General features: G+C 41.3%; 7 protein-coding genes and 6 tRNA genes. 1 reads left to right on the forward strand and 12 read right to left on the reverse strand.

The features are described from left to right. Window positions 1–8: 8 nt before the first annotated feature. The 11 genes from oadA to recA form a co-directional block, all read right to left on the reverse strand. Window positions 9–1,787, reverse strand: coding sequence for a sodium-extruding oxaloacetate decarboxylase subunit alpha (gene oadA / locus CXF88_RS04250; protein WP_101085614.1), 1,779 nt, complete (start codon window positions 1,785–1,787; stop codon window positions 9–11). 13 nt (window positions 1,788–1,800) lie between these two features. Next, window positions 1,801–2,043, reverse strand: coding sequence for an OadG family transporter subunit (locus CXF88_RS04255; protein ID WP_101085616.1), 243 nt, complete (start codon window positions 2,041–2,043; stop codon window positions 1,801–1,803). 601 nt (window positions 2,044–2,644) lie between these two features. Further along, a tRNA-Arg gene (locus tag CXF88_RS04260) sits at window positions 2,645–2,721 on the reverse strand. A gap of 73 nt (window positions 2,722–2,794) precedes the next feature. Next, window positions 2,795–2,886: transfer RNA gene (locus tag CXF88_RS04265), tRNA-Ser, on the reverse strand. An 8-nt stretch (window positions 2,887–2,894) separates the two neighbouring features. Beyond that, window positions 2,895–2,971 (reverse strand) — tRNA-Arg (locus CXF88_RS04270). A gap of 29 nt (window positions 2,972–3,000) precedes the next feature. Beyond that, window positions 3,001–3,077, reverse strand: a tRNA-Arg gene (locus CXF88_RS04275). Window positions 3,078–3,104: 27 nt separating this feature from the next. Beyond that, window positions 3,105–3,181 (reverse strand) — tRNA-Arg (locus CXF88_RS04280). Window positions 3,182–3,203: 22 nt separating this feature from the next. After that, window positions 3,204–3,295, reverse strand: a tRNA-Ser gene (locus tag CXF88_RS04285). Window positions 3,296–4,350: 1,055 nt separating this feature from the next. Next, a complete protein-coding gene (gene csrA, locus CXF88_RS04290) occupies window positions 4,351–4,548 on the reverse strand; it encodes a carbon storage regulator CsrA (protein WP_011636538.1) in 198 nt (65 codons plus the stop codon). A 460-nt stretch (window positions 4,549–5,008) separates the two neighbouring features. Next, window positions 5,009–7,633, reverse strand: a complete 2,625-nt coding sequence (alaS, locus tag CXF88_RS04295; protein ID WP_101085618.1) for an alanine--tRNA ligase — start codon at window positions 7,631–7,633, stop codon at window positions 5,009–5,011. 809 nt (window positions 7,634–8,442) lie between these two features. Next, complete coding sequence (gene recA, locus CXF88_RS04300) at window positions 8,443–9,507, reverse strand: recombinase RecA (RefSeq protein ID WP_059746422.1); 1,065 nt, start codon at window positions 9,505–9,507, stop codon at window positions 8,443–8,445. 285 nt (window positions 9,508–9,792) lie between these two features. On the opposite strand from recA, the gene mutS reads away from it, so the two are divergent. After that, window positions 9,793–12,390, forward strand: coding sequence for a DNA mismatch repair protein MutS (mutS, locus tag CXF88_RS04305; protein ID WP_101085620.1), 2,598 nt, complete (start codon window positions 9,793–9,795; stop codon window positions 12,388–12,390). Between the two features lie 358 nt (window positions 12,391–12,748). Here the strand turns inward: mutS and rpoS are convergent, their stop codons facing one another. Beyond that, window positions 12,749–13,720, reverse strand: a complete 972-nt coding sequence (rpoS, locus tag CXF88_RS04310) for an RNA polymerase sigma factor RpoS (protein ID WP_101085622.1) — start codon at window positions 13,718–13,720, stop codon at window positions 12,749–12,751. Window positions 13,721–13,797 lie beyond the last annotated feature (77 nt).

Genomic DNA, 13,797 nt, shown 5'->3' on the forward strand with positions numbered 1-13,797 from the left:
TCGACCTCTTATGCTAATGACAACAATGTTGAACCTACAGTTACACTGTCACCCTGCTTAACCGCTAACTGAGTTACAACACCATCTTGTTGAGCACGAATTTCGGTTTCCATTTTCATCGCCTCCAGGATAATGATCACTTCACCGGTTTTAACCGCTTGACCATTACTGACTAACACTTTGAAAATATTTCCCGATAACGGCGCGGCCATGGTGCACTTAATCTCACCCGTAGGCGCTGAGGCGACCGTTGCAGACGCTGCCGTAATAGGTGCAGCTGATGCTGGCGCGATGTGACCAATCTCACCACCTTCACTCACTTCGACCACAAAATGTTGACCATCGACATCGACGGTATAGGTTTGTGGGCCTTTATCGGCTTTCACTTGTAAATCATCTGCACTTGGGACAGGTTCAAACGCATCCGGATTGCCGCGATTTTTAAGAAACTTAAGACCAATTTGATTGAACAACGCATAAGTCATTACATCGTCATCTGATTCTGCAGCTAAACTAAAGCCCTGCTCTTTGGCGGCTTCGGCAAGCTCGACACGTAACTTATCCAATTCTGGTGCAATTAAATCGGCTGGGCGACACGTAATTGGCTGTTCGCCTTTTAGCACTCTGGCTTGTAGTTCTGCATTAACTGGCGCTGGTGTCGCACCATATTCGCCTTTTAGTACACCTTCGGTCTCTTTGGTCATCGACTTGTAACGCTCACCCATCAGCACATTGATCACCGACTGTGAGCCAACAATTTGCGATGTTGGGGTAACGAGAGGCAAGAAACCAAGATCTTCACGTACCCGCGGGATCTCTTCAAGCACGGCATCCATTTTGTCTGCTGCGCCCTGCTCTTTTAATTGATTTTCCATATTGGTTAGCATGCCGCCAGGTACTTGAGCACGTAAAATACGTGAATCAATGCCTTTTAGTGCACCTTCAAAACGGACGTATTTTTTACGCACTTCACGAAAATAGGCTGCTATCTCTTCTAGCAACACCATATCGTAACCGGTTGCCCTGTCGGTATCTTCAACCATTGCCACTAACGTTTCGGTAGCGCTGTGGCCGTAGGTTTGGCTCATTGAAGATATTGCGGTATCAAGCACATCAACGCCCGCTTCAATCGCTTTTTGATATGTAGCGCTGCTTAGGCCCGTTGTAGCATGACAATGCATCGACACCATTAAGTCCGTTTGTGATTTTAAGCGGCTAATGAGGTCATAAGCTTGCATTGGCTTAAGTAAACCCGCCATATCTTTAATACATAAAGAATCTGCGCCCATGTCTTCTAGGCGTTTAGCCATATCAACCCAAGTATCAATGTTGTGAACAGGGCTAGTGGTAAATGAAATGGTGCCTTGGGCATGGCCGCCCACGTTTTTAACCGCTTTAACCGCGGTTTCAAGATTACGGACATCATTCATTGCGTCGAAGATACGAAATACATCAACGCCATTGGTATGAGCTCGTTCTACAAAACGCGTAACGACATCGTCGGCATAATGTCGATAACCTAATAAATTTTGGCCTCGAAGCAACATTTGTTGCGGGGTATTAGGCATGGATTTTTTCAATTCGCGAATACGATCCCATGGATCTTCGCCTAAATAACGAATGCATGAATCAAAAGTTGCGCCGCCCCAAGACTCTAGTGACCAGAAGCCTACTTTATCTAATAACGGTGCTATAGGTAACATATCGTCAATACGTAAACGTGTTGCCAATAATGATTGATGTGCGTCACGCAGGACGACATCGGTTAATGCTAATGGCTTGCTCATAATGACTCCAAATTTATTTCGCGCGGTATTGATGTATCGCAGAGGTAATAGCGGCAACCAGCTTAGGGTCTAAGACGGTATGTTTAGGCACATTAGCACTTACCGTTGCTAGCGTAGGAACCTCTACTGGGGCCGGAAAAAGCTTGGCAACAATGCCAATACCGATGATTAAGATACTCAAAAAAATAAATACTAAACCCATGCCCATTACCATAATGCCTAGCGCATCGGATAACTGCTCAGATATCGATGTCATGTGTCCTCACTTTATCTGTTAAACATCAAACCAATACGTTGACTATTCTGTACCGTCCCTCAATGTGCTATCACGGTGCAATGTCACAAAACGTGCACCAAGACAACAACATCCTTAACGACTACAGACATAACTTGACTACTCAAGAAGCATAAATATTCAAACTCAACGCTTATTCAATGAAGGTGTATTTCATGGTAAAAACCGCAAACTGAGTTTGTAAACCTAAAATCCTGTCACAAAATATAAACAATTTACACCAACAATGCTATCTTTTTGTAAATTGGTCTTACCAAAATAGAGAGAACCAATTAAACAAAATCAATAAAATACAAAAAAAATGATAATAACCTGATGAATCATCAATAAAATCACTATATTCACTTTAAAATTAACAAATTCATAATTCAATGATAAAAATCACTCACACTTTATTGGTTTAACAAATTGATGAAATAGATGATTAAACATGACATGAGTAATAAGTGAATAAAGATGTGAAAATCAAATTTTATGAGATAAAGCGGCTGCAGTAAGATGAGAAAGACAATGAAAAGTAAGCAAAAAAAAAGCCCTGCATTGATGCAGGGCCTTTTTATTATGGTGCGCGTGGGAGGAGTCGAACCTCCGACCGCCTGGTTCGTAGCCAGGTACTCTATCCAGCTGAGCTACACGCGCAAAATCGGTAAAACAAGCCATTCATAAATAATGCTATCGTCTGCACTTCATGTGCGTGACGTTATTTAATGAATGGCGGAGAAGGAGGGATTCGAACCCTCGATGGGATTTAAAGCCCATACTCCCTTAGCAGGGGAGCGCCTTCGGCCACTCGGCCACCTCTCCGCAATATATGGTGCGCGTGGGAGGAGTCGAACCTCCGACCGCCTGGTTCGTAGCCAGGTACTCTATCCAGCTGAGCTACACGCGCATAAATTGGGTTTTTAGTGAAACATGAAATGGTGCGCGTGGGAGGAGTCGAACCTCCGACCGCCTGGTTCGTAGCCAGGTACTCTATCCAGCTGAGCTACACGCGCATTCATGTTTAACACTTTAATAGATAATGGTGCGGATGGGAGGAGTCGAACCTCCGACCGCCTGGTTCGTAGCCAGGTACTCTATCCAGCTGAGCTACATCCGCATCGTATATCTATTGTAAGAAATGGCGGAGAAGGAGGGATTCGAACCCTCGATGGGATTTAAAGCCCATACTCCCTTAGCAGGGGAGCGCCTTCGGCCACTCGGCCACCTCTCCGTTTCTTGGCGCACATATTACTGTTTGATGAAAATAAGTCAAACCCTTTTTAGGAAACCTAACTTCATTTGGAGTGTTTTTAAGCACATTGGAGATAATAGACTCAAATCTTGATGAAAACAGTCGTTTTTTGATGAATATTCTTTTTAATTTACAGACATAATCTCATTAAACCTCTGTTCGTCCGACAAGCGTTTTAAGGTTTTTAACCAAAGATATAATTAAACACATCGTTGATTTAAACAACCTAGCCTAGTCATTGGGTGATTTATACTCACTATTACAATTCAACATCATATTAACCAATATCGACAATAGCCGCATAATGCCATTTAGGAAGGTTAATTTGCTATAGCTTGCACGAGATTACGATGGGATTTGTATTGATCAACGATTCCCATTACAACGCTATAATCAAGATGAATTAAGCACATTTAAATAATGACTCGTTAAAAAAAATGGTTTGATACCAATTGTTAGCTACAAATAGCATCCAGTGATAATTCAACACGAGTAAAATAAATACGTTAGTCGGATGGTAAATAAATGACGACTCATTTATAGATGCGTTTAACAAACTGAATCAGTGTGTTAAAAAGTGCTTTGTGAGAGCCTCATTCATTCCACTTCAGTCTTGTATCAACTTAAGGGGAAATTGTCCTGCTCACACCAACAACCTTAAATTGGAGCTGTGAGGTACTCTACGCTAGAGCTAATGTAACCTCAACGCAGAATAACAGATGGGTAAATTGATAAACGTAGAATGTTTACTGGTCACTCATATTTAAATTGACTCGTTATTATTTGAATTTGGTTCTAAATTTAGCTCTGCATTTGGGTTAACCCAGCGAAATGACACGTAACTAGCGGGTCTTTTAATTGAAGCAATCGCATAAACAAAGGACAGTTTGATGACAGTGAAAATTCCGAGCAGAGGTTAACGAATAAGGGCTGATTAAACTAAAGCGGTAATGCCACTGCAATACAAAAACAAAAACAAAAACAAAAAAGCCAGCAAATGCTGGCTTTAATGATATCGACATCATCTGTCGAAATTAGTAATTACCACCTTCAGAAGGGGTACCTGACTTCTCAGACTGAATACGTTGGTAGATCTCTTCACGGTGAACAGATACTTCTTTAGGTGCGTTAACACCAATACGTACCTGATTACCTTTAACACCTAACACAGTAACGGTGACTTCATCACCAATCATTAATGTTTCGCCTACTCGACGAGTCAAAATTAGCATTCGATTGCTCCTTTAAGTTCAATCTGCATAACACGCTTTGTCCGTAATATGCGCTCATTATAAGGTCTGCTTTACATAAAATCATAGTATCAATTGGTGAATACATCAGTTTATAAAGCAAATTCTCTTAGGAAATCATAAAACTTGACGATTAGTCGTCTTTTAAAAACGAGATCAACCGTAAATTATTCATATTCACGATATAAGACTCCGTTACTAAACAATCCAATACGGCAAACCAATAACAAAAACGATAGGAATTGAAAACCAATACAACATTAGAGTACTACATATAAGTACAATAATAAGCATTGCCCAACGCTAGCAACCCTTTTAAACGCTTTTACTGTTAGCAAGTTAGTTCACTATGCCAAATCTATTCATAGCACTCAAGTCATAAAGTCGCATATCTTAGACTTTATGACTCAATTGCCAAAAAAACGCTAATCTACAGATTTTATTAACTTAAACGTTCGTTTACCCAGGGCTCTACAAGGGCTAATGCTGCGGCTAGATTCTCAGGTTGAGTACCGCCAGCTTGTGCCATATCAGGACGACCACCGCCCTTACCGCCAACATGCTGTGCAACCATTGCGACTAACTCACCCGCTTTGACCTTCTTGGTTAAATCGTTGCTGACTCCAGCAATTAAATTAACTTTACCGTCTTTAGCAGTACCTAGCACAATAATCGCAGACTTTAGCTTTTGCTTCAGCTCATCCTGTAAACCACGTAGTGAACCTGGGTCAATACCATCAAGTTGTTTAACTAAAAGTTTAACGCCATTGATTTCTACTGCATCACCGGCCATATCAGCACTGGCCGCAGCAGCTAACTTATCTTTTAATTGAGATAAATCTTTTTCTAATTGCTTCACTTTATCTAGCTGAGCTTTTAACTTAGCGACTACCGAAGCACTATCTGATTTTAGTAGTTGTGCAGCCTCATCTAACATGGCTTGTTGATCAGCAATATAAGCCATTGCAGCAATACCTGTTACAGCTTCAATACGACGCACACCGGCAGCAATACCATTCTCAGAAGTGATTTTAAATAAACCGATATCTCCAGTGCGGCCAACGTGAGTACCACCACACAGTTCGATAGAGAAATCACCCATAGTGACAACACGTACTTGGTCATCGTATTTCTCACCAAATAGTGCCATTGCACCTTTTTCTTTGGCTTCATCAATGCCCATTTCAGTGGTACAAAGTTCATGGTTACGACGAATTTGGGTATTAACTAAATCTTCGACAGCCTTCAATTCTGATGGCTTAACCGCTTCAAAATGAGCAAAGTCAAAACGTAAACGTTCAGGATTAACAAGTGAACCTTTTTGAGACACATGTGAGCCTAACACTTGACGTAATGCAGCATGCAATAAGTGAGTAACAGAATGATTTAATTGCGTACGATGACGTAAGTTTTTATCCACTTGTGCGGTTAACTGCTGGCCTATGACTAACTGACCTTGAGCTAATTGACCTTGGTGACCGGTAGCTGGACCAAACTTTTGAGTATCGGCAACGGCAAATACTACGCCTTCAGCTGTCAACTGGCCTTTATCACCAACCTGCCCACCAGATTCAGCATAAAATGGTGTGTTGTCTAATACTACGACAGCATCCTGACCCGCTATCACGGTATCAACCGCTTTACCGTCAACATATAAAGCAATCACGTTTGGCTGACCAGTTAACTCGGTATAACCGCTAAATGAGGTTTCTGCATCGATAATTAATTGGCTATTATAATCAGCGCCAAAGTTGCCTGCAGCTTGTGCACGGCTTCTTTGTTCAGCCATTGCTGACTCAAAGCCAGCTTCATCAACGTTAATATCACGTTCACGACAAACATCTGCAGTTAAATCGACAGGAAAACCATAGGTGTCATACAGTTTAAATAAGGTGTCACCATCTAAAGTATCACCTTGCAAGCTATTCAACGCGCCGTCTAAAATAACTAAACCGCGCTCAAGAGTGCGAGCAAACTGCTCTTCTTCCGCTTTTAAGGCTTTTTCAACAATAGCTTGAGTTTGTTTTAAACCAATGGCGGCATCGCCCATTACGCTTATAAGCGTTGGCACAAGTTTGTAGAAGAATGCGTCATTAGCACCCAGCTTGTTACCATGACGAACTGCACGACGAATAATACGACGCAACACATAACCACGACCTTCATTTGATGGCATAACACCATCAGCAATTAAAAAGGCACATGAACGAATATGGTCGGCAATAACACGCAGAGATTTATTTTCTAAATCAGTTACACCGATAATTTCAGCTGTTTTGGCAATAAGTTGTTTAAAAATATCGATTTCGTAGTTTGAATGCACGCCTTGCATAATCGCAGCAATACGCTCAATACCCATACCAGTATCAACAGAAGGTTTTGGCAATGGCAACATTTCACCGTCGGCCTGACGGTTGTACTGCATAAATACAATGTTCCAAATTTCAATAAAGCGGTCACCGTCTTCTTCAGGCGTGCCAGGACGGCCACCCCAAATATGATCACCATGATCGTAGAAAATTTCACTACAAGGACCACAAGGACCGGTGTCACCCATCTGCCAGAAGTTATCTGACGCAAAAGCCCCGCCTTTGTTATCACCAATACGGATCATGTTTTCCGCTGGCACGCCTATTTTTTGAGTCCAAAGATCATATGCTTCATCATCTGTTTCATAAATAGTGACACATAAGCGTTCTTTTGGCAGTTTGAGTGTTTCGGTTAGGAAGGTCCATGCAAAACGAATTGCATCTTCTTTGAAATAATCGCCGAAACTAAAGTTGCCTAACATTTCAAAAAAAGTATGGTGACGAGCGGTATAACCCACGTTATCTAAATCGTTATGTTTGCCACCTGCGCGCACACAACGTTGTGAAGTTGTCGCTCGGGTGTAATTGCGTTTATCCATGCCGAGGAACACATCTTTAAACTGGTTCATACCCGCATTGGTGAATAACAGTGTTGGGTCATTTGTGGGAACAAGCGAGCTGCTATCAACAACCTGATGTCCGTTATCTTCAAAGTACTTTAAAAAAGCGCTTCTTAACTCTGCTGTAGTCTGAAACATGAAATGGCCCTGAATATAGAAAATACGAAAGTAACGAGCTTGGCATGCAAGCCTGTAAATGTAAGCATTATATACTGAATTTACGTCAACATGCGAGATGAGTGGCTCGATTATCCTCTGAGCATAAACCGATAATAATAGTTATTGATAAGCGATCTCACCGACTAAGGTTAACTAAGCTCAACTCGAGCTAATAAACACCTCCCGAACAGCCCGTTACCCAACTAACGACGTTAAATTCACAGGCAATTGGCTCGTTGCTGGCGGTAAGACTGCCTTGTGAGTAAGCAAATGGTCAGCTTGAGATTGCAGATTAATAACAAACCTTTGTTGTCGAGTGTTAGGTCTGTTATCCACATTTGAAGTGAGCTCAATGCCCTCTAATTTAACCAGATAAACCTCCGCTATCACGATAAAAAGAGCGTGGTTAGGAATAACACATTAGCTTTTAAACCAATTGAAAAAGGTAACTGCAGAACTAATAGATTTTTTGGCAAATAGTGTGATTTAAAATGCTAAATAATTCAGAACTAAATCATTAAAAGTATGGGCATTAAAGCTATGTGGGATTATTCAAAGTAACGCAGAGTACCGGATATGACTCAATAACCCTGAGATTGACAATAATCGAGTACTAGAGATTTTTCACATATCAACGTTTTTAACGTTGCAGTTTTTAACGTTGCAGTTTTTAGCGTTATAATTTTTAGGGTTATCGTTTTTAGGGTGTAAACAACAGGGGCTTTTAGCGAGGAATATTCGCGGCGCGCAAGATGCGCTACCGCGATAGATGTAACTGACTGACTAGCTTAGAATACTTCACCCGTTTCAAGGTCAATATTCTCATCACTTTCTGTTTTAGAATCTGATGCATTAGCACCACCATTCAATAACATCGCACGTAAAGTGGTATTAATTTCACTGGCAATGACGGGGTTTTCAGTCAAGAATTTACCTGCATTAGCACGGCCTTGACCAATTTTCTCGCCTTTGTAGCTATACCAAGCACCCGCTTTATCAACTAACTTGTGCGCAACACCTAGATCGACTAACTCACCAGTACGGTTAATACCTTGTCCATAAAGGATTTGGAATTCAGCTTGCTTAAATGGAGCCGCAATTTTGTTTTTAACCACTTTAACGCGGGTTTCATTACCGACAACTTCGTCGCCGTCTTTAATGGCACCGGTACGACGAATATCTAAACGTACTGAAGCGTAGAACTTTAGTGCATTACCACCGGTAGTTGTTTCTGGGCTACCAAACATCACACCAATTTTCATACGAATTTGGTTAATAAAAATAAGCAAAGTATTTGATTGCTTAAGATTACCAGCCAGCTTACGCATAGCTTGGCTCATCATACGAGCGGCAAGGCCCATATGTGAATCACCAATTTCACCTTCAATTTCAGCTTTTGGCGTTAACGCTGCAACAGAATCGACCACAATAACGTCTACAGCACCAGAACGAGTTAACGCATCACAAATTTCTAACGCTTGTTCGCCTGTATCTGGCTGTGAACAAAGTAAGTTATCAATATCTACGCCTAACTTTTTCGCATAAATTGGGTCAAGAGCATGTTCAGCATCAATAAACGCACAAGTTTTACCTTCGCGTTGCGCTGCGGCAATCACTTCAAGAGTTAACGTCGTTTTACCTGATGATTCTGGACCGTAAATTTCAACGATACGTCCCATTGGTAAACCGCCCGCACCGAGTGCGATATCCAATGAAAGCGAACCGGTAGAGATAGTTTCAACATCCATTGTGCGATCTTCGCCCAACTTCATAATTGAGCCTTTACCAAATTGCTTTTCAATTTGGCTTAAAACGGCGGCTAGTGCTTTCTCTTTATTTGGATCAACCTTCATTATAAAACCCTCTTAAGGCATTCAATACGTTTAGTAAAATGCTATTTCGACTTAGGTGAAGTGACGTGAATCATTTCAATATGTTCATCAGTATACTGTATAGTCATACAGTATCAAGTGCTGAGCTGATTTTTTTTTAAACCTTTGAGAATTGATCATTTACATCAATATTTTATCCTCATAAAATTTTTTGTTTGAATCTATTTATACGCTGGGGGCAAATATTGTTAAGATTAGCCCCATAAGATTTACGTCCTACGATTGATTAATAGTGAAGTGTTCATAATGACAGTGATTGATACCAGCGATTTAGAAAAACACACCCCGATGATGCGCCAGTATTTGGGCTTAAAAGCGGCCCATCCTGATATGTTATTGTTTTATCGAATGGGTGATTTTTATGAGCTGTTTTACGATGATGCTAAACGCGCTTCTGAAATGCTGGGTATTTCACTGACGGCTCGTGGAAAAAGCGGTGGTGACCCGATTCCCATGGCAGGCATTCCATATCATGCTGTCGAAGGCTATTTAGCAAAATTAGTTAACATTGGTCAGTCTGTAGCCATTTGTGAGCAAATTGGTGATCCAGCCACATCAAAAGGCCCTGTTGAGCGCCAAGTGGTGCGCATTGTTACCCCTGGCACCTTAACTGACGAAGCTCTACTGCAAGAAAAACAAGACAATTTATTGGCAGCACTGTATCAGGGTAAAAGCGGTTTTGGTTACGCGACTTTAGACATTTCGTCTGGTCGTTTTGTTGTTGCAGAATTACCCACTCGTGAAGCTTTAGAAGCCGAATTACAGCGGACTAATCCAGCAGAGTTACTTTACAGTGAAGATTTTGCTGACATGTTATTAATCAATAACATGAAAGGCATCCGTCGTCGCCCAGAGTGGGAGTTTGATTACGACACGTGTATTAATTTACTGCTCAATCAATTTGGCACCAAAGATTTGCACGGTTTTGGTATTACTGATGCACGATTGGCGTTACAAGCTGCAGGTTGTTTAATGCAGTATGTAAAAGATACCCAAAAGATGGCGTTACCACATATCAACTCGATTGTGCGCTTTAATCAATCTGAATCTATTATTTTAGATGCCGCAACTAGACGTAATTTAGAGTTAACTCAAAATTTATCTGGCGGGCGAGAAAATACCCTATCATGGGTATTAGATAATACCGCAACCCCTATGGGTAGCCGTATGTTACAACGCTGGATCCATGAACCATTACGCAATCGTCAAACTATTCAATATCGCCATAGCGCAGTCAGTGAACTCATTGAGCAAGACTTATATCAAACCTTACATGAGCAACTAAAAAGCTTAGGTGATATCGAACGTATTATGGCTCGTTTAGCACTACGCAGTGCCAGACCACGTGACTTTTCACGTTTAAAGCAAGCACTAACGCTTCTGCCTGAAATCCAGCAAACATTAGCAACATGCCAACAACCTCGATTAAATACGTTAGTGCAATTACTGGGTGAATTCCCTGAACAACATGATTTATTAGAACGCGCTATTGTAGACAACCCTCCCATGTTAATTCGTGATGGTGGCGTTATCCGTACTGGCTATAATAATGAGTTAGATGAATGGCGTAAGTTGAGTGAAGGCGCCAGTGATTATTTAGTCGAACTTGAAGCTCGTGAGAAACAACAAACGGGGATTAACACCTTAAAAGTCGGCTATAACCGGGTTCATGGTTACTATATTGAAGTTAGCCGTTTACAGTCAGATAGAGTGCCACTGAGCTATCAGCGTCGTCAAACACTCAAAGGCACCGAACGATATATCACCCCAGAATTGAAAGAATACGAAGAAAAAGTACTTTCAAGCCAAGGCAAAGCACTCGCGCTTGAAAAACAACTGTGGGAACAACTGTTTGACTTATTGTTACCTAAATTACAAGAATTACAGCAGTTTGCAACGGCTGCTGCCGAGTTAGATATATTAAGTAACTTTGCCGAACGAGCACAATTATTTAATTATCAATGCCCACAAATGACCCACGATATTGGTATTAATATTGAAGCGGGCCGCCATCCAGTCGTTGAACGAGTTAGCCAAGCAGCATTTATTGCTAATCCGGTAGCGTTAACACCGCAGCGCCAAATGCTTATTGTCACAGGTCCGAATATGGGCGGTAAATCTACCTATATGCGTCAAGTTGCATTGATTACATTGATGGCACATATCGGCTGTTTCGTTCCAGCAGACCATGCTCAAATTGGTGAAATCGACCGAATTTTCACCCGTATTGGTGCATCAGATGATTTGGCATCGGGCCGATCAACTTTCATGGTTGAAATGACCGAAACGGCTAATATTTTACATAATGCTACTGCAAACAGTTTAGTGTTGATGGACGAAATAGGTCGCGGCACCTCGACTTATGATGGTTTAGCGCTCGCTTGGTCTGCTGCTGAATATCTAGCCAAAAACGTCAGTGCACTGACATTATTTGCTACTCATTATTTTGAGTTAACCCAATTGCCCGAGCTGTTACCGTCAGTCATTAATGTTCACCTAGATGCAATAGAACACGACGACACAATTGCCTTTATGCATTCGGTACAAGAAGGTGCGGCAAGTAAAAGTTATGGCCTACAAGTTGCGGCCCTAGCGGGTGTGCCGGCATCAGTCATTAAAGCGGCAAAACATAAGCTTCATCAACTTGAAAACCGAGATATGACGTTATCTCAACAGAACCCAACTCAAGTAAGTATGAACTTATTACCTCCGATACCAGAGACCTCACCCGTGTTGGAAAAGTTAGCCCAAATTAATCCAGACGAGTTGACACCTAAACAGGCGTTAGATTATTTATATGAGTTGAAGCGATTAAGTCACACGAGCACCGAGCTACGAAAATAACTGGCCAAGTGAATTGTTGAACTGTGGAAGCCTGCAAAGGCTTCCATTTCAATGACGTATTAGGTGTTACATCAAACGAGTAACGCCCCTGAAATACGATGAAATGAACCAACAGTATTAAAATACTATCAGTAATACCTAGGTTATATCGTCAAGTTGCCACTACACAACGCTTAAATTAAGTTGGCGATTAGTAGGATAAACCTAAGCGCATGAGCAAAATTAAAATGCTCATATAGGTTTTAACCCTAATATCGCAATACCTTAATTGACCTTATTGACACATTAATGATGACATATCATTTGTGTGTTGATGATAGTCAACCGCCTAATATTCACAATAAACGTTCACTATCCATTAATCTCTGAATAATGCTTCAACCGACAGTCCTTGCGCCCCAAGTAAGTCTTTTAAGCGTTTAAGCGCTTCGACTTGAATTTGACGTACACGCTCACGTGTTAAACCAATTTCGGCACCGACATTCTCTAATGTTGAAGGTTCATATCCGAGTAAACCAAAACGTCTTGCTAACACTTCGCGTTGTTTAGTATTTAATTCGTTTAACCAGCCCACTATCGAATTAGATAAATCTTCATTTTGTACCCGATAATCAGGGCCAACGGAATCATCATCAGCAATAACATCTAATAATGCCTTCTCATTATCGCCACTCAGAGGCGAGTCTACCGAAGTAATTCTTTCGTTTAACTTCAGCATACGGCTAACATCACCGGTCGACACATCTAACTTTTCGGCGATTTCTTCTGCGGTCGGTTCGTGATCAAGTTTTTGGGCAAGCTGCCTTGCTGTACGCAAGTACACATTTAATTCTTTTACAATATGAATTGGTAAACGGATAGTGCGAGTCTGGTTCATGATCGCCCGTTCAATGGTTTGTCTGATCCACCACGTTGCATAAGTGGAAAAACGGAAACCACGCTCAGGATCAAACTTTTCAACCGCTCGAATTAAGCCTAAATTGCCTTCTTCGATCAGATCGAGCAGCGCTAAACCACGATTGTTATATCTTCTGGAAATTTTAACAACAAGACGGAGGTTACTTTCTATCATGCGGTTGCGAGACTTTTCGCAGCCTTTGAGGGATTTACGTGAAAAAAATACTTCTTCCTCTGCTGTCAGTAGCGGAGAAAAACCTATTTCACCTAAATATAATTGAGTAGCGTCTAAATTTTTTTGTAAGTCATCTTGGACTTTTTCTTCAATATCAAGTTGTTGCACCAAATCGCGTTTACCGGTTGCAACTTCTGGTGGTTGTTTAGCTAGATCGACAAGATATTCTGCTGAAGCAGTATTATTTTTGCGGCTCATAATTGCTCTCCCAAACCTAATTTGTGGTATTTAATCTACTTCACTTGCTTATCCTCCGTTATTTATGTTGCTAAACA

This window comes from Shewanella sp. ALD9, from assembly GCF_002836315.1.
GTDB lineage: Bacteria > Pseudomonadota > Gammaproteobacteria > Enterobacterales > Shewanellaceae > Shewanella.

Bases quoted from the DNA above. Each gene is read 5' to 3' on its own strand.
- oadA (WP_101085614.1), bottom strand. From the start codon at position 1,787: ATGAGCAAGCCATTAGCATTAACCGATGTCGTCCTGCGTGACGCACAT.
- CXF88_RS04255 (WP_101085616.1), bottom strand. From the start codon at position 2,043: ATGACATCGATATCTGAGCAGTTATCCGATGCGCTAGGCATTATGGTA.
- csrA (WP_011636538.1), bottom strand. From the start codon at position 4,548: ATGCTAATTTTGACTCGTCGAGTAGGCGAAACATTAATGATTGGTGAT.
- alaS (WP_101085618.1), bottom strand. From the start codon at position 7,633: ATGTTTCAGACTACAGCAGAGTTAAGAAGCGCTTTTTTAAAGTACTTT.
- recA (WP_059746422.1), bottom strand. From the start codon at position 9,507: ATGAAGGTTGATCCAAATAAAGAGAAAGCACTAGCCGCCGTTTTAAGC.
- mutS (WP_101085620.1), top strand. From the start codon at position 9,793: ATGACAGTGATTGATACCAGCGATTTAGAAAAACACACCCCGATGATG.
- rpoS (WP_101085622.1), bottom strand. From the start codon at position 13,720: ATGAGCCGCAAAAATAATACTGCTTCAGCAGAATATCTTGTCGATCTA.